The sequence below is a fragment of the Acinetobacter sp. ACIN00229 genome, from assembly GCF_016106645.1.
GTDB lineage: Bacteria > Pseudomonadota > Gammaproteobacteria > Pseudomonadales > Moraxellaceae > Acinetobacter > Acinetobacter oleivorans.
Genome location: NZ_JADWOM010000028.1, coordinates 1 through 24,184 on the forward strand (window position 1 = coordinate 1; position 24,184 = coordinate 24,184).

Consider the following 24,184-nt stretch of genomic DNA (forward strand, 5'->3'; position numbering starts at 1 on the left):
GAACAGTTCAACGTGAATCGTGCAGATCAGGACCAGTTTGCCTTGGTGAGCCAACAACGCACCGCAAGCGCGCAAGCCAAAGGCTTTTTTTCTAAAGAAATCGTGGCAGTTGAGATCCCTCAGCGTAAGGGTGATGCTGTTGTGATTGATACCGATGAACATCCACGTGCATCAACCACCCTTGAAGCTTTAAACAAACTTAAACCTGTGGTTAAAGCAGATGGTTCTGTGACTGCGGGGAATGCTTCAGGTATTAATGATGGTGCAGCGGCTCTATTGATTGCTTCCGATGAGGCAGTTCAGGCCTACAATCTAAAACCACGTGCCAAGATCATTGCTTCAACAGCAGTTGGTGTAGAACCACGCATTATGGGTTTTGCTCCGGCACCAGCGATTAAAAAATTACTGAAACAAGCTAATCTGACTTTAGATCAGATGGATGTGATTGAGCTCAATGAAGCCTTTGCTGCCCAAGCTTTAGCCGTGACACGTGATTTAGGTTTGCCAGACAACTCTGACAAGGTAAATCCAAACGGTGGTGCAATTGCTTTGGGTCATCCACTTGGTGCATCAGGTGCACGCTTAGTGACTACAGCCCTAAACCAGCTTGAGCAAACAGGTGGTCGTTACGCCTTGTGCTCAATGTGTATTGGTGTAGGCCAAGGCATCGCATTGATTATTGAGAGAGTCTAATCATGAGCCAGTTATATGCCAGCTTGTTTTATCAAAAAGACGTCACTGACATCTTTAGTGACTCATCTTTAATCACATATATGATTCAGGTTGAAGTTGCGTTAGCTCAAGCACAGGCAAAAGTTGGCGTGATTCCTCAAAGTGCGGCTAATACCATTGCTCAAGTAGCTGAACAGGCAATAGAAAAGTTTGATTTTCCAGCGTTGGCTGTAGCAACTGGCTTAGCTGGAAATATCGCAATTCCCTTTGTAAAGCAGCTTACAGCAATTGTTAAAGATGTGGATGAAGATGCTTCACGTTATGTGCATTGGGGCGCAACAAGTCAGGATATTTTAGACACAGCTTGTATTTTGCAATGTCGCGATGCGTTAAATATTGTGGAAGCACGACTTCAACACTGCTACACCACTGCATTACAACAAGCTAAGCAATATCGTCATCAAGTCATGATTGGACGTACATGGTTACAGCAAGCTTTACCAATTACTTTAGGGCATAAACTCGCTCGTTGGGCTTCTGCATTTAAGCGTGATTTAGATCGTATACAAGCTATGAAATCACGTGTACTCACTGCTCAGTTAGGTGGTGCTGTGGGTTCATTAGCTTCTTTGCAAGATCAAGGTTCACTTGTGGTCAGTGCATTTGCTCAGCAGCTGAATCTGACTGTACCGACAAGCACATGGCATGGTGAGCGCGACCGTATTGTAGAAATCGCAAGTGTGCTTGGCATGATTGTTGGGAATACAGGCAAGATGGCACGTGATTGGTCACTCATGATGCAAACTGAAATTGCCGAATTGTTTGAACCAACTGCAAAGGGCCGTGGTGGTTCATCAACCATGCCTCATAAGCGGAATCCAGTTGCAGCAGCTTCAGTACTTGCAGCAGCAAATCGTGTACCAGCACTTATGTCTAGCATCTATCAAAGCATGGTGCAGGAACATGAGCGTAGCTTAGGCGCATGGCATGCAGAATGGCTGGCAATCCCTGAAATTTTTCAGCTTTGTGCTGGAGCATTAACTCGTACTGGTGAAGTTTTACAAGGTTTTGAAGTTAATGCTGAGCATATGCAGCAGAACCTTGACTGTACCAACGGGCTGATTATGGCCGAAGCTGTGATGATGGCACTTGCTCCAAAAATTGGACGTTTAAATGCTCATCATGTTGTTGAAGCAGCTTGTAAAACAGCCGTGGCTCAAAAGCAGCATTTATCTGAGGTTGTTAGTCAGTTAGATGAAGTAAAAGAACATTTTAGTCAAACAGAAATTTTGGAAATATTTAAAGCAGAAAACTATTTGGGCAACATTCAAGCTCAAATTGATGCTGTTCTGCAAGAAGCACAAGGAGGAGACATAAAGTGAAACAGCTTATAACCAATCGACAAGGTAAACAGCTCGCTGTATATACCGATGGATTAAAAGATGCTCCAGCACTTGTGTTATCTAACTCGTTAGGAACAGATCATGGAATGTGGCAGCCGCAAGTAGATGAGCTTAAAAGTCATTTTAATGTCATTACATACGACACACGTGGTCATGGCGAAAGTGATGTGATCGCTGAAACATCTTTACAAAATTTAGGTGAAGATGTTGCTGATATTTTAGATGCCTTAAATATTGAAAAAGCTCATTTTTGTGGCATTTCAATGGGCGGAATTACAGGGCTTTGGTTAGCTATCCATTACCCAGAGCGCTTTCTAAGCATTACTGTCGCAAATTCGGCGGCAAAAATTGGACAGGCTGAGGCGTGGTTGAGTCGCGCAGAATCAGTAGAACAAAATGGACTGGCTGAATTGGTTAAAACTACGCATACACGTTGGTTTAGTGAAAAATTCGACTATCAACATAATGTGGTTGCACAAACGACGATTCAAAGTCTGGCAAACACACCAGCACAAGGTTATGCCAATGCGTGTCGTGCTTTAGCACATGCTGATTTAAGAGATGAAATTGCACAAATCCAGATCCCGGTATTGCTGGTTGCAGGGACATATGATCCGGTAACTACAGTAGCAGATGCTGAGTTTATGCAGAATGCTATTAAGAACAGTCAAATTGCTAAATTGGAAGCATCTCATCTTTCTAATATCGAGCAACCGCAAAGATTTACTCAGGAATTGACTAGGTTTATTCAGCAAATCTAATAGCTTAGTAGTTTAAAAGGAATTGGCCTTAAGGAGGCAAACATGGCGTCTCAGGATTACGCTGCACCAAATAAAAGTATCGATGCTCAAGCATTAATTAATGATGCTCCACTCAGTAAGTATCAATGGATGATTGCAATCATCTGTTTCTTAATTATTTTTACTGATGGTATCGATACTGCTGCAATGGGTTTTATCGCTCCAGCTTTGGCTCAAGACTGGGGTGTTGATCGCTCTCAGTTAGGCCCAGTGATGAGTGCTGCACTTGGTGGAATGATTATTGGAGCTTTGGTTTCTGGCCCAACAGCTGACCGTTTTGGTCGAAAAATCGTTTTAGCTTTTTCGATGCTTGTGTTTGGTGGTTTTACTTTAGCATCTGCTTATGCAACCAACTTAGATAGCCTTGTCGTTTTACGCTTTTTGACAGGTATTGGTTTGGGTGCAGCGATGCCAAATGCCACCACATTATTCTCTGAATACTGTCCAACACGCATTCGTTCACTGCTGGTGACATGTATGTTCTGTGGCTACAACCTAGGTATGGCAACAGGTGGCTTTATTAGTAGCTGGCTCATCCCGACCTACGGTTGGCACAGTCTATTTTTACTTGGCGGCTGGTCACCTTTGATCTTAATGGTTTTAGTGATTTTTGTCTTACCTGAGTCTTACCGCTTTTTAATTGTTAAAGGTAAAAACCCTGAAAAAGTACGCAAGATTTTAAATCATATCGCGCCAACTCAAGTTCAAAATGCGACTGCATTCCATGTACCTGAAGAGAAAACTGAAACAGCTCAAAAGAAAAATGTCTTTGGAATTATGTTTTCTAAACCATATGCAAAAGGAACACTTTTACTTTGGTTGACCTATTTCATGGGCTTAGTGGTTGTTTACTTGCTTACAAGCTGGTTACCAACACTCATGCGTGAAACAGGTGCTTCAATGGAGCGTGCTGCATTTATTGGTGGATTGTTCCAGTTTGGTGGTGTGGTAAGTGCATTGTTCATCGGTTGGGCGATGGATAAATTTAACCCGAACCGAGTTATTGCCATTTTCTACTTTGCTGCGGGTCTATTTGCGATTGCTGTTGGTCAAAGCTTAGGAAATTCAACATTACTTGCTGTATTGGTTCTTTGTGCAGGTATCGCAATTAACGGTGCGCAATCTTCAATGCCAGCTTTAAGTGCTCGTTTTTATCCAACGCAGTGCCGTGCAACAGGTGTGTCTTGGATGACGGGTATTGGTCGTTTCGGCGCAGTATTTGGTGCTTGGATTGGAGCTGTGCTACTCGGTAATGATTGGTCGTTTACTGCCATTCTCAGTTTATTACTAATTCCAGCGACTGCTGCGGCTGTTGCTGTATTTGTTAAATCACTTGTTGCGCATACCGATGCAACTTAATAGAGGTCTATCACAATGAATGATGAACAACGCTATAAACAAGGCATTGAGGTGCGGACTGAAGTTTTGGGTGAAAAGCATGTTGGTCGGTCTTTGCAAAACTTAAATGACTTTAACCAAGATTTTCAAAACTTTATTAGCCGTTACGCATGGGGTGAGGTGTGGTCTCGTCCGGGCCTACCGCGTCATACACGTAGTTTAGTGACGATCGCAATTTTATTGGCGCTTGGCCGCGAAGATGAACTACGCATGCATTTACGTGCTTGTTTCAACAATGGTGTAACTAAAGAAGATTTAAAAGAGTTGATCTTACATAGCTCGCTCTATGCAGGTTTACCTGCTGCAAATGCTGCAATGCATATGGCCGAAGAAGTCTTTAAAGAGTTGGGAATAGAAGTCAACTCAGTTGCAGCAAAAGAACAGGATTAAGGAGATAAAGATGTCACAACATAGCTGGGGTGCTTACGCCCAACGTAATACAGAAGACCATCCACCTGCATATGCAGAAGGTTATAAGACAAGTGTTTTACGTTCGCCAAAAAATGCATTGATTTCTATTAATGAGACTTTAACTGAAGTTACTTCACCGCATTTTTCTTCAAATTTGTTTGGCCCAAAAGATAACGATTTGATTTTGAACTATGCCAAAGATGGTTTACCAATTGGTGAGCGTGTCATTGTTCATGGTTATGTCCGTGACCAGTTTGGTCGTCCTGTTAAAAATGCACTTTTAGAAGTATGGCAAGCCAATGCTTCTGGTCGTTATCGCCATCCAAACGATAAGTTTATTGGTGCAATGGACCCTAACTTCGGTGGTTGTGGTCGTACATTAACTGACGAAAATGGTTTTTATATTTTCCGTACCATTAAACCAGGTCCATATCCGTGGCGTAACCGTATTAATGAATGGCGCCCAGCTCATATTCACTTCTCTTTAATTGCTGATGGTTGGGCTCAGCGCCTAATTTCGCAGTTTTATTTTGAAGGCGATACGCTCATTGACACTTGCCCGATTTTAAAAACGATTCCTTCTGAAGATCAACGTCGTGCATTGATTGCACTAGAAGATAAAAACAACTTTATCGAAGCAGATAGCCGTTGTTACCGTTTTGACATCACTTTACGTGGTCGTCGAGCGACTTACTTCGAAAATGATTTGACTTAATCGGGAGCACGAGCATGAATAACTGGAATTTTCAGGAATTAAAAGAAACTCCATCTCAAACAGGTGGTCCTTACGTCCACATTGGTTTATTGCCACAACAAGCAAATATTGAAGTGTTTGAAAACAACTTTAATAACCAGTTAGTACAAGACCAAACCAAAGGCGAGCGTATTCGTCTTGAAGGTCAGGTATTTGACGGATTAGGTTTACCGCTGCGCGATGTGCTGATCGAAATTTGGCAAGCTGATGCGAATGGTATTTACCCAAGTCAGGCAGATACGCGTGAGCAAAAAGCTGATCCTGCATTTCAGGGTTGGGGACGTACTGGCGCTGACTTTGAAACAGGCGTTTGGAGCTTTAATACAATTAAGCCAGGTGCTACAGCCGGTCGTAAAGGTTCAACTCAAGCACCGCATATTGCATTAGTCATTTTCGCTCGCGGTATTAACTTAGGTCTTCATACACGTGTTTATTTTGAAGATGAAGCCGAGGCAAATGGCAATGACCCAATTTTAAATAGCATTGAGTGGGCACCGCGTCGCCAAACGCTTATTGCAAAACGTTTTGAAGAAAATGGTGAAATTGTTTACCGCTTTGATATTCGTATTCAAGGCGATAACGAAACAGTATTTTTTGATATTTAAGAAACACCTAAGGCTACACATGATTGTCCATGGATGCGTGTAGCCTTTTTAAAGGATGGTATGACAGAGATGAAAATGAAAACATTATTAAGCTTAAGTTTGCTTGCACTCCCATTTTTTACAGCACAGGTGAATGCTGAACCTGTTGCTTTAGCTACTCAAACACAACCTGCGACTACAGCAGTTAAAACAATTGTTCCAATTACAGCAAAGACCAAAGAACAAGCTTTAGCGCAAGCTCAAGTGATTGCAAATACAGCAGATGCTGATTTGGCAGAGTTCCGTATCGACTTACTCAGTTTTGCGAGTGATACGAAACAAGTGATTGCATTGGGGCATGAATTAAAAAAGATTTTAGGTAATAAGCCGCTAATCGCCACAATTCGCACTAAAAATGAAGGTGGTCAGCTTGAAATTAGCGATGTTGATTATGGTAAGACTTATCAGGCTTATTTAAAAAATCCGTTCATGGACTGGTTAGATGTTGAAATGTTCCGTGATCAAAAAGTAGTTTCAGATATTGTTCAAAAAGCACATCAAAAGAAAGTGCTGATTGTGATGTCTAATCATGACTTCCAAAAAACGCCAAGCCAAGATGAAATTGAAAAACGCCTGTTAAAACAAGATCAAATGGGCGCAGATATTCTAAAAATTGCCGTAATGCCAAAATCTAAACAAGACGTTTTCACTTTAATGAACGCAACTTTAAAAGTAAGTCAGCAAACCACTAAACAATTGTTAACGATGTCAATGGGACAACTTGGTACGATTTCTCGTGTTGCGACTGCCAATATGGGTGGAAGTTATAGCTTTGGCATGATTGGGCAGGCTTCTGCACCAGGACAAATTGATGTGACTAAGCTCAAACAGATTTTAAAAACCGTTCAACCAACAAACCCATAAATCATAAGGATATGATGAAATGAATACATTACGTTTAACTACTCTTGCATTAGGTTTGATGGTTTCAGGAATAACTGCAGCACAAACTTATGTTGTTGATCGTTATCAAGACGATAGCAATAAAGGCTCTTTACGCTGGGCAATTGAACAAGCCAATGCAAACCCAAGCGAAGCTAGCGAGATCTTGATTCAGGCGGTAGGCAAAGCGCCTTATGCGATTAAATTAAATAGTGCACTTCCTGAAATTAAAGCACCCATCAAAATTATTGGTACACAGTGGGATAAAACTGGCGAATACATCGCAATTGATGGTTCAAACTATATTAAAGGCGAAGGTGCAAAAGCTTGTCCCGGTGCAAACCCTGAGCAGTACGGCACCAATGTACGTACTATGACTTTACCGGGATTGGTACTACGTGACGTCAACAATGTCACTTTAAAAGGTTTAGACATTCATCGTTTCTGTATTGGTGTTTTGGTTAACCGTTCAAGCAATAACCTTATTCAACATAACCGTATTAGTAATAACTATGGTGGTGCCGGTGTCATGCTTACTGGTGATGACGGGCAAGGCAACCCAACGGCAACCACGACCAATAACAACAAAGTTTTAGACAATATTTTCCAAGACAATGGTGATGGTTTAGAACTGACACGTGGTGCTGCGTTTAACTTAATTGCAAATAACCATTTTGTTTCAACGAAAGCGAACCCAGAGCCATCACAAGGTATTGAAATTTTATGGGGTAATGACAATGCCGTAGTCGGTAATAAATTCGAAAACTATTCGGATGGCTTACAGATTAACTGGGGCAAGCGTAACTATATTGCCTACAACGAAATGACCAATAACTCGATTGGCTTCAACATGACAGGCGATGGCAACATTCTTGATAGCAATAGGGTGCATGGTAACCGTATTGGTGTTGCTATTCGTTCGGAAAAAGATGCAAATGCAAAAATTACATTGACTAAAAACCTGATTTGGGACAATGGTAAAGATATTAAACGCTGTGAAGCAGGTGGTTCATGTGTACCAAATCAGCGTTTAGGTGCAATTGTATTTGGTGTACCTGCACTTGAACACGAAGGTTTTGTCGGTTCTCGTGGTGGTGGCGTAGTGGTTGATCCATCTAAGCAACAAAAAACATGTACTCAACCAAATCAACAAAACTGTAATGCTCAGCCGAATCAGGGCATTAAAGCACCTAAGTTAACCGTTAATAAAGGTTCAGTTGCTGTAGAAATTAATGGATTACCAAACCAACGCTATCAAGTTGAGTTCTTTGGAAATCAAAATGCGGCATCAAAAGAAGCTGAGCAATATTTAGGAGCGGTTACCGTTGCCACAGATGCTGAAGGCAATGCAAAAGCGAATTGGAAGCCAACTCTCAAAGTTGCTTCAATTACAGCGAATGTAACTGATCGTTTTGGCGCGACGTCTGAACTTAGTTCGGCCGTACAAACTAAATAATAACAATAAGGGAAGCGCCTCAAACCGAGGCGCAGCATAGAAATATAGAAATGATAAAAGGGACTTGAAATGCCAAATATAATGAAACTGAGTGTGTTAACAATCGCTGTATTAGGCAGTCAACTTGCGCTTGCTAATGAGCCTTGGTCACAAGATCGTCAATGGTTGCTAGGCGACTGGAATGGTGAGCGCCAACAGCTAGAGCAACAAGGCTATAAATTTACAGCTTCTATCATGAGCCAAAGTGCCACAAATTTAGATGGTGGTTACAACGACAGCAATACTTTTGAAAATGCTGCGCAACTTTCTTTAGGTGCAAACTTCGATTTAGAAAAGATTGCTGGGTGGAAAGATACAACAGCGAACCTAGTCGTGACTAAACGTGACGGGAATGCGCTTACTTTGGAGCGTATTAAAGACCCGCGTTCTAGCCAATTAGGTAATGCTCAAGAGATTTATGGTCGCGGTAAAATCTGGCGTCTGTCTCAAGCATGGGTAAAGAAAGGCTTTGTTGATAATACTATACAGGCCAAAGTTGGCCGTATGGGCATGTCAGAAGACTTTAATAGTTCTCAATGTGAGTTTCAGAACTTATTGCTTTGCGGTGGGCAGCTAGGAAAATCAATTGGTTCAATTTGGTACAACTCACCAGTTGGTGTTTGGGCTGCAAACGTTAAATATCAGTTTGCGCCTGAGTGGACTTTAGGTGTCGGTGTTTATGAAGTAAATCCAGACAACATTAAAACCGAATCAAATAGTGATGGTTTTAATCTGGATATGAACAACGTGAAGGGTGCAACCATACCTGTTGAGCTCGCATGGAAACCAAAACTTGCTGCTTTTAATGGTTTACCGGGTGAATATAAAGTAGGTGCGCTGTACTCAACCGCAGAAGCGAATGATATTAAAACCGCGGGTAAAGTTCATGATGGAAAACAAAGTTTCTGGATTAATGCACAACAACAACTGACGAATAACGGCCAAGATCCGAAACGCGGTTTATATGTAAGTTTTAATGGCGTTGTAAATGATAAGGCAACGACCTTTGTTCAAAGCACCCAACAACTTGCTCTTTGGTATAAAGGGCCATTTGATAGCCGTCCAAATGATTCGATTGGTTTTGGTATTGCCAATTATTTGGTCAATGATCGTGCTAAAGATAAGCAAATCGCAACAAACGAAAGCCGTGGATATTATAGCTATGATGCGATTGCATCTGACTATATTCCAATTCAAGACGACGAGCTAAATGTCGAATTGAACTATACCTATCAATGGTCTCCGGCCGTTATGTTACGTCCAAACATTCAATATATCCATCAACCTGCTGGTGTAAAAGCGGTCGATGATGCTTGGGTGGCGGGCTTAAGCGTTAAAGTCAATTTTTAACAATGTTGATGGCTGGTTAGACATAGTTTAACTGGCCCAAATGCTTGAACTATTGTGTTCAGTATATGTGGAGTAGGATCTATGTCTGAGTCAGATTCTAAGTTTCATATCTTATTCAAAATATGGTGTTTTCTATTAGGCCTAGTTTTATTGGCTACTGGTGTTTTTTACATCGTTGGCGGTGGCAAGCTAGTTTCATTAGGTGGGTCTTGGTATTTCCTAGTCGCAGGACTGTTAATTACCATTTCTGCATTTAGTATTTTTCGTAAAAAGGCACTTGGTGTCTGGATTTTTGCGGCTGTTTTTGTTGGCACAGTCATTTGGTCATTTGTTGATGCAGGATGGGAATTCTGGCCGTTATTTTCGCGGTTAATGTTTCCTGCTGGTCTTTTTGCCGCATTGTTATTTACCTTGCCTTCAATTCGACGTTACCAATTTCAAACTAGCTTGGCATCTTCATCTTATGCAGTGGGTGGGTTAGTTGTTGTTGGTATGTTGATTGCGTTCTATCAAATGTTCCAACCGCATCCAACAGTAGCAAGTTCAGGTGAAAAGCTGCCTTTAGTACCAGTTGACCCTGCAAAAAAACAGGTGAATTGGGAAAATTATGGAAATGATGCAGGTGGTAGTCGCTTTGTTGCTCTCGATCAAATTAACCGAGATAACGTTCATAAACTAAAAGAAGCTTGGCGTTTTAGAACAGGTGATTTTACAACTGGCAGTGGTAATGGTGCTGAAGACCAAATGACTCCGCTACAAGTTGGAAATAAAGTTTTTTTATGTACGCCACATAACAACATTTTTGCGATAGATGCTGACTCGGGTAAACAACTCTGGAAAGCTGAAGTGAACTCTAAAGCTGATGCTTGGGAACGTTGCCGTGGGGTTGCATACTTTGATTCGACCAAGCCACTTGTACAACCAACTTTGGCTGGTGCAAATGCAGTAACCACAGTTGCAACCAATACAGCATGTCCGCGTCGTTTATATACCAATACACCTGATGGTCGTTTAATTGCAGTGAATGCAGATAACGGTCAGCGCTGTGCTGATTTTGGTGTAAATGGAACAGTTGATCTGTTAGAAGGTCTGGGAGCTGGAACTAAAGCTCCACGTTTTGAAGTGACTTCTGCACCGACTATTGCTGGAACAACCATTGTAGTGGGTAGCCGTATTGCCGATAACGTAGCAGCAGATATGCCGGGTGGTGTTATCCGCGGTTATGACGTCATTACTGGTAAACTTCGTTGGGCATTTGACGCACGTAATCCAGATCCTAACTATGTTCTTAAACCGGGTGAAACTTATAAACGTAGTTCTGCAAACTCATGGGCTGCAATGTCATATGACCCGCAAATGAATACGGTATTCTTACCTATGGGTAGCTCATCTGTCGACATTTGGGGGGGTAACCGTAATCCGTTAGATCATAAATACAATACTTCTGTTTTGGCGCTTGATGCGACAACAGGTAAAGAAAAGTGGGTATATCAAACTGTTCATAACGATTTATGGGACTTCGATTTACCAATGCAACCAAGTCTAGTTGATTTCCCATTGAAAGATGGTACGACTAAACCTGCTGTTGTGATTGGAACCAAATCAGGTCAATTCTTTGTGCTTGACCGTGTAACTGGTAAACCACTGACTAAAGTAATTGAACAGCCAGTTAAGCCTGCCAATATTCCGGGTGAGCAATATAGTGCAACTCAACCACGTTCAGTTGAAATGCCTCAAATTGGTAATCAGACTTTAACTGAATCAGATATGTGGGGTGCAACACCGTTTGATCAGCTCATGTGCCGTATTAACTTCAAGTCAATGCGTTACGAAGGTCTATTTACTGCACCGGGTACTGACGTTTCATTAAGCTTCCCAGGTTCTTTGGGTGGCATGAACTGGGGTAGCATTGCTTTTGATCCGACTCATCGTTATATGTTCGTCAACGATATGCGCCTTGGCTTATGGGTTCAATTAATGGAACAAACACCTGAAGATATTAAGATTCAGGCGAGTGGCGGTGAAAAAGTAAATACAGGTATGGGTGCTGTACCAATGAAAGGTACACCATATAAAGTGAATAAAAACCGCTTTATGTCTGCCTTAAGTATTCCTTGTCAGAAACCACCATTTGGTACTATGACTGCAATTGACATGAAAACTCGTCAAGTCGCATGGCAAGTACCACTGGGTACGGTTGAAGACACTGGACCTATGGGCATCAAAATGGGCTTAAAAGCACCGATCGGTATGCCAACAATTGGCGGGCCGATGGCAACTCAAGGTGGCTTGGTTTTCTTTGCAGCAACACAGGACTACTATTTACGTGCATTTGATTCATCTACAGGTAAGGAACTGTGGAAATCACGCATGCCAGTGGGTAGCCAAGGAACTCCAATAAGCTATGTTTCACCGAAAACAGGTAAACAATTTGTGGTTGTTACGGCAGGCGGAGCTCGTCAGTCTCCTGATCATGGTGATTATGTAATCGCTTATAGCTTAGAACAATAATTAAATAAGGCAAAAGAGAGCAATTCTCTTTTGCCTTTAATTTTAATATGTTTTTTATATTAAAGTACTGTGGTAAATTCTATTGTTTTAATTAGATAGATTTACCAAATAGTAAAAAAGTGCTTTAACTCATTGCAAAACCTAAAATATTCTTAAGATTGAGAATACTTGAACCATAGATGTGGCCGAATGATTAGATATTTTTCACAATGTTTTACCTATAAATAAAACTGATTTGTTTATTAAGTTTTGTTTAACTTAAGGTTGTGAATTTTAATTAGAAATAAACATTATTGTCTTTTTAGTCCTTAAAAGTCGGATTTTTTTGCTGGAAAAACCAGCGTAAATATATATTTATATTATATTTATATAATTTATAGCATTACGTTAGAATGGTCATCGCAGGTTATTACTACCCAGTAATAATTTGTATTTCAGGAATTTAAGCTTTTATTGGCTTAAGGCTCATCGCAAGATGGGCCTTTTTTTATGCTCTTTCGATCATAACATCTAATTATTATAAAAATAGCCTAAGCAATAAGCTGTATGAATTGATGAAAACAATCACAAAAAATAGTCTTTAATGACAAGAAGTGTATGATTTGATAAATTAAAGCCACTTGATAATAATAGGTGATACGATGAGATTTTTGGTTCTTGCAACTTTATCTGGTTTAGCTTTGATGGGTTGTGCTTCTGTTCAGCAAGCACCGAATACACAAGAGACAATTCGTTATGCTTCTAGTCCATGCTTTGGCGCATGTCCAATCTATTCTGTAGAAGTAACGCCTACAGGTTTAATTCGTTTTGAAGGCAAGCAATACACTAAAGCTATCGGTGTTAAAGAAATTCAAGGTAGCGTAAAAGACTATAAAAAACTTGCAGATGATCTAAAAGCTTATCGTCCTGAAACAGGTACACAATCTAAAACTGCTGGTTGTCAGCAAACGGCAACCGACATGTCTAGCTATTACATTTCATGGATTCAACCAAATGGCACGGAAACAAAATTAAGCCATTACACAGGTTGTATCTCCCCGGCAAATACTAGATTGAATAAGGTCATGGAAAAACTGCCTGAACAATTAGGCATTAAAGATCTAATTTAATGACAAAAGCCCCAAAATTTTGGGGCTTTTTCTTGTTAAGAAGAATTATAAACTCAAAAGTTTTATATTAAGTATTTCTAAAAGAATCAGCGTATAATACATATTATAAAAACATATATTGTTAAGAGTGGTTATATGTCAAATATTGTCTATGCCTTTTTGGGTGGTTTATTACTCGGCATCGCAACAGTTGGATATTTATATATAAATGGTCGTATAGCAGGAATTAGTGGATTGCTTGCTCAAGTCATTAATCCTACTAAAGATACTTTTAAAAGTTCTGCATTCTGGTTCATTGCAGGACTTGTGATTACACCTTTCATATATGGCTATTTTTATCAGCCTGAAATTGAAATTAAAGCCAATACATTTGCACTTATTTTAGCAGGTGTACTTGTTGGTTTTGGAACACGACTAGGCTCTGGATGTACAAGCGGCCATGGCATTTGTGGTATGAGCAGGCTATCAAAACGCTCGATGATAGCAACAGTAGTTTTTATGTTTGCTGGTATGTTAACCGTTTATATCATTCGTCATGTATTGGGGTAATCCTATGAAAAACATTTTTGCTTTTATATTTGGTGGTTTGTTTTCATTAGGCTTAATGATTTCGGGCATGTCGAATCCAGAAAAGGTATTAGGTTTTTTAGATATCTTTGGGCAGTGGGATATCAGCTTAATGTTTGTGATGTTAGGTGCGATTGCTGTGGCATTTATTCCATTTCAAAAGGCTATAAGAAGTCCTAAAACGCTTTTTAATGAGAAAATTCAATTACCAATGAATACACAGATTGACCAAAGGTTAATTGTAGGTGCTTTTATTTTCGGTATAGGCTGGGGAATAGCAGGGATATGTCCAGCGCCCGCTTTAACACTTATTGGATTAGGACATTTTGAAGCGCTTTATTTTATTGTGGCAATGTTATTAGGAATGTTTATTTACCGAGTCTTAAATAAAGGAAATTAAACCTATGCAACAACCTCTAGTAAAAGATTTTTTTGATGAAAACACCAATACTTTTAGCTATGTTGTTGCAGATTTAGCGACTCGTCAATGCGCGATTATTGATAGTGTGCTTGACTACGACGCAGCTTCAGCAACTACAAAAACAACCAATGCTGATTTAATTATCGATTATGTCTTGGCGCAAAACTTTAAAGTGCAATGGATTTTAGAAACCCATGTCCACGCCGACCATATGACTGCTGCCCAATATCTAAAATCTAAATTGGGCGGTGATATTGCAATTAGTCAAAAGATTTCAATCGTCCAAGAAACATTTTCCGCTATTTATAATTTTGATTTTAAGAAATTTAATGAAAATCAGCCTTTTGATTATTTGTTTGAAGATCATGAACATTTCAAAATAGGCGATATAGAAGCCTATAACATCCCTACACCAGGGCATACACCCGCTTGCTTGAGTTATGTGATTGCCGATGCTGTTTTTGTGGGAGATACTCTATTTATGCCCGATTATGGCTCAGCGAGATGCGATTTTCCTAAAGGAAGTGCAGCTGCACTTTATGATTCGGTACAAAAGCTTTATACACTTCCTGACAACATGCGCATGTTTTTATGCCATGACTATAAACCCGAAGGCCGTGATAAATATGTCTGTCAAACAGATATAAAAACTCAAAAGCAAAGCAATATTCATTTAAATCGACGCGTTTCCAAAGAGTCATTCATAAAAATGCGCCAAGAACGAGATGCAACTTTGGCAATGCCAAAATTAATTCTGCCTTCAATTCAAATTAATATGAACGGTGGAAACTTTCCGGAGCCTGAATCGAATGGCATCCGCTATTTAAAAATTCCTTTCAACTACTTCTAAAAATAGCCTAAGCATTTATTTTGGATCTTTTTTATGTTCTAAATAGCCTAAGCAAGATTTAAAGAACTTGTCTTAAGTCCCGCGAAGTCTCTTGCAATAAAGGCAAAATGTGTTGGATTAAATATTCTTCAGTTGTTTTCATAGTTGGAGAAACAATATTTAAAGCTGCAACCACTTTAAAGTCTTGTCCATAAATGGGTACGGCGAGCGCATGAACACCTAATTCGTGTTCTTCACGTGAATAACACCAATCTTGCTCTCGAATTTCTTTTAGTAACTCTAAAAATTTATCATTTTCGACATGCGTATATTTGGTTAGACGCTGAAGAGGATATTTTTGAAGCCAGTCTAATTGTTCTTGCTGGCTTAAATGTGCCAGTAAAATTTTACCCGCAGATGTCGCATGAGCAGGTAAGCGATTACCCAAGTGCAAACCATATGGATTTACACGGTCAGTTTGTTGGTGGGCGGCACTACGGGCAATGGTAATGGCCTCATAACCATCAAGCACCATCACTGAATAAATGAGAGAAGTTTGGTTAGTTAACAGATTTAATAAAGGCTGAGATACTTTTGGAAGTTGAGCTGCACCTAAATAAGCTCCTGAAAATTTAAGAACTTTCGGAGTTAAATAGTAATAGTGACCATCTGACTCAAGATAGCCTAAATATTCTAAAGTTAATAAATGACGTCTTGCTGCTGCTCGGGTAAGTCCGGTTTTTTCGGCCGCCATGGAAATATTTAAACGGTGTTGATTACTACTAAAGCTATCTAAAATCGCCATGCCTTTACCGATGCCAGCAATGTAATCTTCATGACGAATCGTTTTTTTGTTGTCCTGATTCTGGATTATCCGTTCATCTTTACTCATTACTGGTCCTTGTACGATAGAAGCTTAGTAGATCAATTTGCTTTACTGAAAAAGTTTAATAATTTCATGTCGCAAAAATTGATGTCTTAAATTATCCCTTAAATCTTCGTGCCAAAACATACCCATTTTAATATTGGTTATCTGAAAAGGCATAGAATGTAAGCAAATTTCAGGACTATAAGATAAATGCTGCAAAATCATACGAGGCATGGTCAGGATTGCGTTGGCTTGAGCTGCCAGAACTTGTAATGCCGTTGAGTAGTTTTGACAGCGCATAAATACATTTCTTGAAATTTTTTGATGCTGGTTTAAATAAATATCTTCAAGCAAAGCGCCCGTACGGCGTGATGAAACACCAATGTGTCGTCCATTAATATAACGAGATAAATCGACTTCTTTAAGTTGGCTGCAAATGACGAACTCATCTGTTACCAAATGATCAAAGGTAATTTTTGGAGATAAATATTGTTCTAGGTCAATCACGAAATCGAGCTGCTGCGTCGCCAAGTCCGCCATAATATGTTTTCGATCTAGCTTCATACTGACAAACTGCAAATCTAAATTAAGATTTTGAAAATGTTGAGCAAGCCTTGGAAGAATAATCGGTTCAATCTCATCATGAACGGCGATTTTTAAGCTTTTTAAACTGGTTGGATCAAAGACATGTTTCTGTTGGCTAATATTTTGAATCGTTAAAAGTGCTTGCTTAACAGTTGGATAAATCTGTTCTGTAAAAGGCGTTGCAGACATTTTATTGCCTACTCGTATGAATACATCATCTTCAAGTTGCTGACGTAAACGCTGCAAAGCATGACTTGCTGCTGACTGTGTAATATTGAGACTGCTTGCCGCATTTGAAATACTTTTTTGCTCATAAATTGCGATAAATAGCGGATATAAATTGATATCAATTCGATGGAAAAAACTTAAGTCTAGGCCATGCAGGTTATGAATATTATTCATGAGGTGTTATTTAATAAAATCATTTCATTCATATTAAGTTTCAAGTTATGTTGATGTAAAGACCAGATAATGATGTAAAGGAAAAAGAATGTTTGAACTCTCCAAGAAAGCTCAGGATTTTACTGAGCGAACAAGAAAATTTATTTTAGAAGAAATAGAACCTGTCGAAGCAAAATTTTGGGAAGAAGTTCATGAATTAAATCCAGATGGAAACTGGAAAAAGTGGCAGTGGCCCGAGCTTTTAGAAACTCTGAAATCCAAAGCTAAACAAGCTGGTCTTTGGAATATGTTTTTACCTGATGAAAAGCTGGGTGCAGGGTTAACTGTTCAAGAATATGCGCACATAGCTGAATTAACTGGCCGTAGTTTATTGGCACCAACCGTTTTTAACTGTAATGCACCAGATACAGGAAATATGGAATTGTTATGGCGCTATGGCAGTGAACAGCAAAAACAACAATGGTTACAGCCTTTATTGGACGGAAAAATTCGTTCGGTTTTTTGCATGACTGAACCCGATGTTGCGTCAAGCGATGCAACCAATATGCAAGCGACTGCACTCATTGATGGTAATGAAATTGTTTTAAATGGCAAAAAGTGGTGGTCGTCTGGCTTAGGTGACCCAAATGCTAAAGTCATTATTTTTATGGCACATACTCCAGATGAAACTAAAGACCGCCATCATCAACACTCTATGGTTTTAGTACCGATTGACACGGCTGGTGTCGAAATTCAACGGATGTTACCTGTGTTTGGTGACTACGATGCACCACATGGACATGGTGAGGTTCATTTTAATAATGTTCGAGTACCTATTGAAAACTTTATTGGTGGAGCGGGCCAAGGTTTTGAAATTGCACAAGGGCGTTTAGGGCCAGGGCGTATTCATCATTGCATGCGCTGTATTGGAGCTGCAGAAAAAGCTCTAGAGCTTATGATTGATAGAGGCATGTCTAGAACAGCGTTTGGTAAAGAAATTTTAAAACTCGGTGGAAACCTTGAACGTGTAGCCGATGCACGGGTAGCCATAGATCAAGCTAGACTTTTAACCTTGTATGCTGCTTATAAAATGGATACTTTAGGAAATATGGCTGCTTTAACAGAGATATCTGCAATTAAAGTAGTGGCTCCGAGTGTTTTAGAAAAAGTAGTCGACATGGCGATTCAGCTACATGGCGGTGCGGGCCTTTCAAGAGATACACCATTAACAGGTTTCTTTGCTCAAGCACGCAGTTTACGTTTAGCTGATGGTCCAGATGAAGTACATAAAGGCATGATTGCCAAATTAGAGTTGGCCAAACGTGGTTATTTCGGTCGTCATAAGAAAGTATAAGTTTAAAGGAAGTGAATATGTCGGTAATTGATGTAGGCGGTGAAGTACGTGAAGGTGAAGAGCTTGATATTGGGGCAGTTGAAAACTGGTTAAAAAACCAAGGCGTTGATTTGGTTGGCCCAGCAGTCGTTACTCAATATACTGGTGGGGCGTCGAATTGGACTTATCGTTTAAAGTATGAAAATACCGATTTAATTTTACGTCGTCCTCCAAAAGGAACTAAAGCGAAGTCGGCCCACGATATGACCCGTGAATATATGGTGCAAAAAAATCTTGCGCCTTATTATCCGGTGCTTCCTAAAATGGTGGCACTTTGTCAGGATGAGTTGGTCATTGGCTGTGATTTTTATGTCATGGAACGCATTGAAGGCATTATTCCTCGTGCAAAATTGCCACCTGAGCTTGGTTTTAATGAAGAAAATGTTCATGAGCTTTGTATAAATGTTATTGATAAGTTGATTGAGCTACATCAAGTTCCTTATGAGAACACAGCTTTAGCTGAACTAGGTAAAGGTACAGGATATTGCCGTAGACAAGTTGAAGGTTGGGATAAACGCTATGAAAAAGTCCGCACAATCAATGTTCCTTCATTTAAATATGTTCGAAAATGGCTAAACGATAATATTCCTCAAGACTCTACGACTTGTATTATTCACAATGATTGGCGTTTTGATAATGTGATTTTAGATCCAGAGCATCCAACAGAAGTGATTGGTGTATTGGATTGGGAAATGGCAACTTTGGGTGATCCATTAATGGATTTAGGTAGCGCTTTGGCCTATTGGGTTGAGCCTACGGATAATATGATTTTTAGATCAACACGCCGTCAGCCTACTCACTTAAAGGGAATGTTCTCTCGTAAGGAAGTCGTTGAGTATTATTTGCAAAAAACAGGATTGGAGCCTCAAAACTGGGCTTTTTATGAAGTGTTTGGTGTATTCCGTTTAGCAGTGATTGCCCAGCAAATCTATTACCGTTATTACCATAAACAAACTCGAAACCCTGCATTTAAAGATTTCTGGATCGTGATTCATGCGCTATATATCCGAGCTTTAAAACTTATCGCACAGCAAAAATTGCAAGAATCTGAATTTGCTCAGCAATCTCTACAGAAAATACAGGGTATTTTAAGAAAATGACCACAATTTATCTGGTAAGACACGGACAGGCATCGTTTGGTAAAAGTAACTATGATGAGCTGTCTGAAAATGGTGAGGCTCAGGCGACTTTGTTAGGTCGTTATTTTAAGCAAATATTGAAAGAACAACCGTATGTGGTTGCTGGAACTATGCAGCGCCATGAGCAGACTGCAAAGCTTGCACTTAATGAATGCTTTCCAGATGCGCTGATTCATCATAATAATTTATGGAATGAGTTTAACCATCAACAGGTTTTTGCACGCTATGAGCCGCGTTTTGAACAGCCTGAACTGCTAAAAGCTGACGTAGCACAAGAACAAAACCCACGCGCGTATCTTGCCAAAATATTTGAAGGTGCCATTGGGCGATGGACCGATGGCGATTTTCATCATGAGTATGATGAGTCTTGGCCGCATTTTAAAAATAGAGTCGAAATGGCATTACAGCAACTTTGTGATGAGTTAGCAAAAACTAAACCTCGTTATGCAGTCGTTTTTACTTCTGGCGGTGTGATTTCTGTAGCCATTGGCAAACTACTTGAACTCAGTCCCAATCGAACTTTTGCCCTGAACTGGGCAATTACCAATACAAGTCTCACCACTTTACGTTTAGTTGGAAATGAAGCTCAGGTTTTAAGTTTAAATGAACATCATTTTATAAAAGCTGAGCGTCCAGATTTACTGACATGGATTTAAAAATAAGGATAAAAGCATGGCAAAGACAATTTTAATTACAGGTGCAAGTTCTGGATTGGGCGCGGGTATGGCGCATGAATTTGCAGCCAAAGGCTATAACTTAGCGATTTGTGCACGCCGTTTAGACAGATTGGAAACTTTAAAAACTGAACTTGAAAATCAGTACGGTATTAAAGTCATTGCAAAAAGTCTGGATGTAACTAATTACGATCAGGTTTTTGAAGTATTTCGCGCATTTAAACAAGAATTTGGCTATTTAGACCGAATTATTGTAAATGCGGGAGTCGGAAATGGTCGCCGTATTGGTAAAGGTAATTTTGAAATTAACAGAGCCACAGCTGAAACAAACTTTATTTCTGCTTTAGCACAGTGTGAAGCAGCAGTTGAAATTTTTAGAGAGCAAAATGCAGGTCATTTGGTGGTGATGTCATCCATGAGTGCGATGCGTGGATTACCAAAACACTTATCGACTTATGCGGCAAGTAAAGCTGCGGTCGCTCACTTGGCCGAGGGTATTCGTGCTGAATTATTGGATACGCCAATTAAAGTTTCAACCATTTTCCCAGGCTACATTCGTACTGAAATAAATGAGGGTGCTAAACATCTACCTTTTGAGGTAGATGCCAAAACAGGATGTAAAGCTTTGGTCAAAGCTATTGAAAAACAACCTGTAAAAGCTTATGTGCCGCAGTGGCCATGGTTACCAATGAGTATTGCCATGAAGGTTTTACCATTAAAGTTGGTCAATAAATTAGGATAAAAAATTACCCCCTAAGATTTAGGGGGTATTTTTTAATTAGAACTTTTTGGTGTAATTGACAAATAAACGGTCTTCACCAAAGTCATTGCCGTGTTTTACGTTGTAATCAATCCGAATATATTGCAGGGCAACGCCTTTTAAGAAAGGCTGCTGAAATGCGTAGTTTAAAATCACATTAGACTCAGTTTCATGGTTTTTTTCACCATTGGCTGCCTTGAAATCATTTCCGTAAACATATTTCACCATCGCATTTAGGCCTGGCACATAATCTTTAAAGTCGTAGCCATACATGACATGGTAAGACTTTTCATCTTCTTTAAAGAAGCCCGTAGCATTCCAGTTAATAAAATAAGTTTCTGGTAAGAAACCATCTGGTAATGGGTAAGCTGATTCACCAATAATCTGTTGGTAACCCAAGCCAAATGTGTGGTTTTTTACTTTAACGGTTTCAAGTAATCCAATGTTCTGCGCATCAATATCAAAAGTATGGCCGTCATCTTTTGCATTAAAGTACTTAAACTTAGAGGTAAGAGCAAAAGTTGGCTGCTTCCAATTATGCTCAAGGCCAACATAGTGTTTGTTGTAGAGATCTTCTAAATTACCAAAATAATATTCACCCTTTAAAGACGGCGTAAATTGATAGCGCAGGTCAATATAATTTAACCCATCAGATTCTTTAGTAACCCCATTTGATGTGAAAGAAAACTTTTTAAAGTCTTCTTCATTTCGTGGAGACACTTTTTCCACTCGGCCAATTTCAGCATAAAGCTGATCTGAAAGTTGTGACTTTAAGTTGGTTCCCCAATACGAAGTGAGTAACTGACGACTAGCATCTACGGCAGTTACAGGTAAATCTAGCCAAAGTTCACCGACACTTAAAAGTGTTTTGTCATAACCTAGCTTTAAAGTCGCGCCGTATTTTAAATAGTCGGACGCCTGAGATCGCGTTTCTTTATTAAAAGGCAAAACTGTGTCAGCGACATGTTTGTCTGAACTCAAGCGCACGGCGTATTGAACCGATGCATCGGCCCCAATCGTGATGGGTTTGTCTGCTATAACTAGTGGGGTGTCATGCATTTTCGATTTATAAAATAATGACGCTGCCTGAGACCAACTGCCAGTATCTTTAAGTGCATCATTATCAAAATCCCGGTTGATATAGGCATTCTTTAAAGTGAATTTCCATTCATCTTCAGTTTGCTGATTCGGATTTGCGGCCCATGAGTTGCTGCACATCAGTAATAAAGTGGTAACGGCTAAAGTGTGTGGTTTAAAACGGTGAAATAATTCCATAATCCATTTCCCAGATGTATGCCAGTCCTCGGCACTACGTAATTTTGAATATTTCGGTACTCTCTAAGCGTTTGGTTAGAGAGTATATTTTGGCAATTGGTAAGATCTATTAATTTAATTTTTCAAGCTTCATACTTTCACTAAAGAATTTGCAGCCTTTAAAAAGCAGAATTAGAGCCAGTACACACGACAGACCACCTACAATAGATAAAGAAGAACCCACCATTAACGGACTACCAAAAACTTTATCTGTGATAATGGCCACCAATGTTGTACCAATACCGAGTCCAATTAAGTTGCTCACTAAAAGGAATAGGGCAGAAAGACGTGCTCTAAATTGGTTTGGGGCTAACATTTGCAGAGCAGTTGCTGAAATTACTAGAGGGAAAGATGCAAAGAACATTGCAGGAATCAGTAAGCTTACTGAAAGCCATAGCTGATCTGTTTGGGTAAAAAATGCAATTGGAATAATCAGGCCAACAATCCCAATCACACCAGTGAACATCGGTGCATCTTGGCGTCCTTTTTTAATAAACCAATCATTTAACCAACCTGCACAAAACACACCTAAGGTATTTGCGACTAACAGAATTGTGCCGAGCATGTAACCTGTTTCAGTCGGTGCGAGTTGAAACTTTCGAATATAAAATGCAGGTGTCCAGCTAGTTAGGCTGTAGAGTGCCATTGCATAAAAGGTAAAACCTAAATAATGACATGTAAATGTTTTCGAATGTTTTTTAATAAACTGAAGACATTGTGAGAATTTGACTTGGTCAACTTGTCCATTTTGATTGAGCTGTTGGCCTTTACGTGCAGGGTCTTTAACGGTCAGAATAAATAGCATACCAATAATGATGCCGGGTAAACCTACTACAAAAAAGGCAATTTGCCATGCTTTAAGTGCGCCTAATAGTGGAACTTCAATGAGTGTCACGCCTTTAAGCAAGTTAATGACATAACCGCCAACTAAAAAGGCGATACCACCACCTAAAAAAGCGCCAATTGAATAGATCCCGACAGCACGTCCTAGTTTGTCCTTACTAAACATGTCGCTGAACATTGAATAAGCGGCTGGAGATAAAGCCGCTTCACCTACACCGACCGCCATACGGCTTAAAAACAGTTGGATAAAGTTTTTACTTAAACCACAAGTGGCCGTTGCTAAACTCCAAACAATAATCCCGATTGAAATCAATTTTGGTCGTGAAAAACGATCAGCAATATAGGCTAAGGGTAAACCCATAACCGCATAAAACAGTGAGAAGGCAAGGCCATGTAACAGGCTAAATTGTGTATCTGAAAGTTGGAGATCTGCTTTGATGGGTTCAATCATCAGCGCCAGAATTTGGCGGTCAATAAATGAAAATATATATGCCAACATACAAAGTGTGACGACATACCATGCATAAGCATTGCTTTTCTTTTGTGTCCTTTCAACAGCGATATTACTTTGGTTCATACACTTAATCCTTATGTATAAAACGCTTAAAGAAATTGATATCTAACTTTTATTATTCCTCTGAAGTTTTCGATATTTCCCCCTTTTAGATAAGAATAATAAATAGGCTAGAAATGAGTAATTTGGTCTCGTACAGACCGGAAGAGTGTGTCTAAACCCAATTAGGAGTTAATGGGTTTTTAAAGATCATGGAATTATTATTTTCTTTTTATATGTAAAATTCCATTACTTATTGAGTATGTTAGAATACCTAAAAAGTATATTAAGTAAACAAATAGTAATAATTTATAGAATTAAAGACCTGATTTTTATTTGTTTTTTAGTATTAAAACTTGTTTTATAAAGAGCAGCGAGAAAAGAGGAACTGTTTCATACTGCTCTTGAGCGTATTGAACCCGATATCA

General features: G+C 39.6%; 23 protein-coding genes. 19 read left to right on the top strand and 4 right to left on the bottom strand.

Features of this window, described 5'->3' with window-relative positions; translation table 11 throughout:
- From I7H67_RS18290 to I7H67_RS18360, 15 genes are all read left to right on the top strand, one after another.
- A partial coding sequence (locus I7H67_RS18290) for an acetyl-CoA C-acyltransferase (protein ID WP_198308528.1) occupies positions 1 to 693 on the top strand: 693 nt, incomplete at its 5' end.
- A 2-nt stretch (positions 694 to 695) separates the two neighbouring features.
- Positions 696 to 2,054 (top strand): 3-carboxy-cis,cis-muconate cycloisomerase, encoded by a 1,359-nt coding sequence (gene pcaB / locus I7H67_RS18295; RefSeq protein ID WP_198308529.1) that lies wholly within the window; start codon positions 696 to 698, stop codon positions 2,052 to 2,054.
- Entirely contained in the window at positions 2,051 to 2,836 is a 786-nt protein-coding gene (pcaD, locus tag I7H67_RS18300; RefSeq protein WP_198308530.1) for a 3-oxoadipate enol-lactonase, read from the top strand. The genes pcaB and pcaD overlap by 4 nt, the downstream gene beginning before the upstream one ends.
- Before the next feature lie 42 nt (positions 2,837 to 2,878).
- Positions 2,879 to 4,234 (top strand): MFS transporter, encoded by a 1,356-nt coding sequence (locus I7H67_RS18305; RefSeq protein WP_004792024.1) that lies wholly within the window; start codon positions 2,879 to 2,881, stop codon positions 4,232 to 4,234.
- Between the two features lie 15 nt (positions 4,235 to 4,249).
- Positions 4,250 to 4,663 carry a 4-carboxymuconolactone decarboxylase gene (pcaC, locus tag I7H67_RS18310; protein ID WP_005306044.1) on the top strand — a complete coding sequence of 138 codons (414 nt, stop codon included), beginning with the start codon at positions 4,250 to 4,252 and terminating at the stop codon, positions 4,661 to 4,663.
- 10 nt (positions 4,664 to 4,673) lie between these two features.
- Positions 4,674 to 5,399, top strand: a complete 726-nt coding sequence (gene pcaH, locus I7H67_RS18315; protein WP_016137964.1) for a protocatechuate 3,4-dioxygenase subunit beta — start codon at positions 4,674 to 4,676, stop codon at positions 5,397 to 5,399.
- A gap of 14 nt (positions 5,400 to 5,413) precedes the next feature.
- The gene (gene pcaG / locus I7H67_RS18320) at positions 5,414 to 6,043 is read left to right on the top strand and encodes a protocatechuate 3,4-dioxygenase subunit alpha (RefSeq protein ID WP_005306041.1); all 630 of its coding nucleotides are present in this window, start codon (positions 5,414 to 5,416) and stop codon (positions 6,041 to 6,043) included.
- A gap of 75 nt (positions 6,044 to 6,118) precedes the next feature.
- Positions 6,119 to 6,946: a type I 3-dehydroquinate dehydratase gene (gene aroD, locus I7H67_RS18325; RefSeq protein WP_198308531.1), complete on the top strand. Its 828-nt coding sequence runs from the start codon at positions 6,119 to 6,121 to the stop codon at positions 6,944 to 6,946.
- A 19-nt stretch (positions 6,947 to 6,965) separates the two neighbouring features.
- Positions 6,966 to 8,420 (top strand): nitrous oxide reductase family maturation protein NosD, encoded by a 1,455-nt coding sequence (locus tag I7H67_RS18330; RefSeq protein ID WP_005306035.1) that lies wholly within the window; start codon positions 6,966 to 6,968, stop codon positions 8,418 to 8,420.
- 69 nt (positions 8,421 to 8,489) lie between these two features.
- Positions 8,490 to 9,809, top strand: a complete 1,320-nt coding sequence (locus I7H67_RS18335) for a carbohydrate porin (RefSeq protein WP_198308532.1) — start codon at positions 8,490 to 8,492, stop codon at positions 9,807 to 9,809.
- Positions 9,810 to 9,890: 81 nt separating this feature from the next.
- On the top strand, positions 9,891 to 12,320 hold the full coding sequence (locus I7H67_RS18340) for a glucose/quinate/shikimate family membrane-bound PQQ-dependent dehydrogenase (RefSeq protein WP_049836835.1): 2,430 nt from the start codon (positions 9,891 to 9,893) through the stop codon (positions 12,318 to 12,320).
- 650 nt (positions 12,321 to 12,970) lie between these two features.
- Complete coding sequence (locus tag I7H67_RS18345) at positions 12,971 to 13,429, top strand: DUF6438 domain-containing protein (RefSeq protein WP_081399304.1); 459 nt, start codon at positions 12,971 to 12,973, stop codon at positions 13,427 to 13,429.
- Between the two features lie 135 nt (positions 13,430 to 13,564).
- Positions 13,565 to 13,978, top strand: coding sequence for a YeeE/YedE family protein (locus I7H67_RS18350; protein ID WP_198308533.1), 414 nt, complete (start codon positions 13,565 to 13,567; stop codon positions 13,976 to 13,978).
- A 4-nt stretch (positions 13,979 to 13,982) separates the two neighbouring features.
- Positions 13,983 to 14,396 (top strand): DUF6691 family protein, encoded by a 414-nt coding sequence (locus I7H67_RS18355; protein ID WP_034591164.1) that lies wholly within the window; start codon positions 13,983 to 13,985, stop codon positions 14,394 to 14,396.
- 4 nt (positions 14,397 to 14,400) lie between these two features.
- The gene (locus I7H67_RS18360; RefSeq protein ID WP_005306023.1) at positions 14,401 to 15,267 is read left to right on the top strand and encodes an MBL fold metallo-hydrolase; all 867 of its coding nucleotides are present in this window, start codon (positions 14,401 to 14,403) and stop codon (positions 15,265 to 15,267) included.
- A 58-nt stretch (positions 15,268 to 15,325) separates the two neighbouring features.
- On the opposite strand, the gene pcaU is transcribed toward I7H67_RS18360, so the two are convergent.
- Both pcaU and I7H67_RS18370 read right to left on the bottom strand, forming a co-directional pair.
- The gene (gene pcaU / locus I7H67_RS18365) at positions 15,326 to 16,138 is read right to left on the bottom strand and encodes an IclR family transcriptional regulator PcaU (RefSeq protein WP_004701378.1); all 813 of its coding nucleotides are present in this window, start codon (positions 16,136 to 16,138) and stop codon (positions 15,326 to 15,328) included.
- Between the two features lie 42 nt (positions 16,139 to 16,180).
- Positions 16,181 to 17,101 carry a LysR family transcriptional regulator gene (locus I7H67_RS18370; RefSeq protein ID WP_198308534.1) on the bottom strand — a complete coding sequence of 307 codons (921 nt, stop codon included), beginning with the start codon at positions 17,099 to 17,101 and terminating at the stop codon, positions 16,181 to 16,183.
- A gap of 88 nt (positions 17,102 to 17,189) precedes the next feature.
- Here I7H67_RS18370 and I7H67_RS18375 point away from each other — a divergent pair, with 88 nt between their 5' ends.
- The 4 genes from I7H67_RS18375 to I7H67_RS18390 are packed head-to-tail and all read left to right on the top strand — an operon-like array spanning position 17,190 to position 21,028.
- The gene (locus I7H67_RS18375; protein WP_192835237.1) at positions 17,190 to 18,434 is read left to right on the top strand and encodes an acyl-CoA dehydrogenase family protein; all 1,245 of its coding nucleotides are present in this window, start codon (positions 17,190 to 17,192) and stop codon (positions 18,432 to 18,434) included.
- A 17-nt stretch (positions 18,435 to 18,451) separates the two neighbouring features.
- Positions 18,452 to 19,573 carry a phosphotransferase family protein gene (locus I7H67_RS18380; RefSeq protein ID WP_198308535.1) on the top strand — a complete coding sequence of 374 codons (1,122 nt, stop codon included), beginning with the start codon at positions 18,452 to 18,454 and terminating at the stop codon, positions 19,571 to 19,573.
- Positions 19,570 to 20,268 carry a histidine phosphatase family protein gene (locus tag I7H67_RS18385; RefSeq protein WP_198308536.1) on the top strand — a complete coding sequence of 233 codons (699 nt, stop codon included), beginning with the start codon at positions 19,570 to 19,572 and terminating at the stop codon, positions 20,266 to 20,268. Before I7H67_RS18380 ends, I7H67_RS18385 begins: the two co-directional genes overlap by 4 nt.
- 16 nt (positions 20,269 to 20,284) lie before the next feature.
- The gene (locus I7H67_RS18390; protein WP_013197683.1) at positions 20,285 to 21,028 is read left to right on the top strand and encodes an SDR family oxidoreductase; all 744 of its coding nucleotides are present in this window, start codon (positions 20,285 to 20,287) and stop codon (positions 21,026 to 21,028) included.
- A gap of 36 nt (positions 21,029 to 21,064) precedes the next feature.
- On the opposite strand, the gene I7H67_RS18395 is transcribed toward I7H67_RS18390, so the two are convergent.
- Entirely contained in the window at positions 21,065 to 22,321 is a 1,257-nt protein-coding gene (locus I7H67_RS18395; protein ID WP_198308537.1) for an OprD family outer membrane porin, read from the bottom strand.
- A 109-nt stretch (positions 22,322 to 22,430) separates the two neighbouring features.
- On the bottom strand, positions 22,431 to 23,780 hold the full coding sequence (locus I7H67_RS18400) for a spinster family MFS transporter (protein WP_198308538.1): 1,350 nt from the start codon (positions 23,778 to 23,780) through the stop codon (positions 22,431 to 22,433).
- Positions 23,781 to 24,184: the final 404 nt, after the last annotated feature.

Bases quoted from the DNA above. Each gene is read 5' to 3' on its own strand.
- pcaB (WP_198308529.1), top strand. From the start codon at position 696: ATGAGCCAGTTATATGCCAGCTTGTTTTATCAAAAAGACGTCACTGAC.
- I7H67_RS18305 (WP_004792024.1), top strand. From the start codon at position 2,879: ATGGCGTCTCAGGATTACGCTGCACCAAATAAAAGTATCGATGCTCAA.
- pcaC (WP_005306044.1), top strand. From the start codon at position 4,250: ATGAATGATGAACAACGCTATAAACAAGGCATTGAGGTGCGGACTGAA.
- pcaH (WP_016137964.1), top strand. From the start codon at position 4,674: ATGTCACAACATAGCTGGGGTGCTTACGCCCAACGTAATACAGAAGAC.
- pcaG (WP_005306041.1), top strand. From the start codon at position 5,414: ATGAATAACTGGAATTTTCAGGAATTAAAAGAAACTCCATCTCAAACA.
- aroD (WP_198308531.1), top strand. From the start codon at position 6,119: ATGAAAACATTATTAAGCTTAAGTTTGCTTGCACTCCCATTTTTTACA.
- I7H67_RS18330 (WP_005306035.1), top strand. From the start codon at position 6,966: ATGAATACATTACGTTTAACTACTCTTGCATTAGGTTTGATGGTTTCA.
- I7H67_RS18335 (WP_198308532.1), top strand. From the start codon at position 8,490: ATGCCAAATATAATGAAACTGAGTGTGTTAACAATCGCTGTATTAGGC.
- I7H67_RS18340 (WP_049836835.1), top strand. From the start codon at position 9,891: ATGTCTGAGTCAGATTCTAAGTTTCATATCTTATTCAAAATATGGTGT.
- I7H67_RS18350 (WP_198308533.1), top strand. From the start codon at position 13,565: ATGTCAAATATTGTCTATGCCTTTTTGGGTGGTTTATTACTCGGCATC.
- I7H67_RS18355 (WP_034591164.1), top strand. From the start codon at position 13,983: ATGAAAAACATTTTTGCTTTTATATTTGGTGGTTTGTTTTCATTAGGC.
- I7H67_RS18360 (WP_005306023.1), top strand. From the start codon at position 14,401: ATGCAACAACCTCTAGTAAAAGATTTTTTTGATGAAAACACCAATACT.
- pcaU (WP_004701378.1), bottom strand. From the start codon at position 16,138: ATGAGTAAAGATGAACGGATAATCCAGAATCAGGACAACAAAAAAACG.
- I7H67_RS18370 (WP_198308534.1), bottom strand. From the start codon at position 17,101: ATGAATAATATTCATAACCTGCATGGCCTAGACTTAAGTTTTTTCCAT.
- I7H67_RS18375 (WP_192835237.1), top strand. From the start codon at position 17,190: ATGTTTGAACTCTCCAAGAAAGCTCAGGATTTTACTGAGCGAACAAGA.
- I7H67_RS18380 (WP_198308535.1), top strand. From the start codon at position 18,452: ATGTCGGTAATTGATGTAGGCGGTGAAGTACGTGAAGGTGAAGAGCTT.
- I7H67_RS18385 (WP_198308536.1), top strand. From the start codon at position 19,570: ATGACCACAATTTATCTGGTAAGACACGGACAGGCATCGTTTGGTAAA.
- I7H67_RS18390 (WP_013197683.1), top strand. From the start codon at position 20,285: ATGGCAAAGACAATTTTAATTACAGGTGCAAGTTCTGGATTGGGCGCG.
- I7H67_RS18395 (WP_198308537.1), bottom strand. From the start codon at position 22,321: ATGGAATTATTTCACCGTTTTAAACCACACACTTTAGCCGTTACCACT.
- I7H67_RS18400 (WP_198308538.1), bottom strand. From the start codon at position 23,780: ATGAACCAAAGTAATATCGCTGTTGAAAGGACACAAAAGAAAAGCAAT.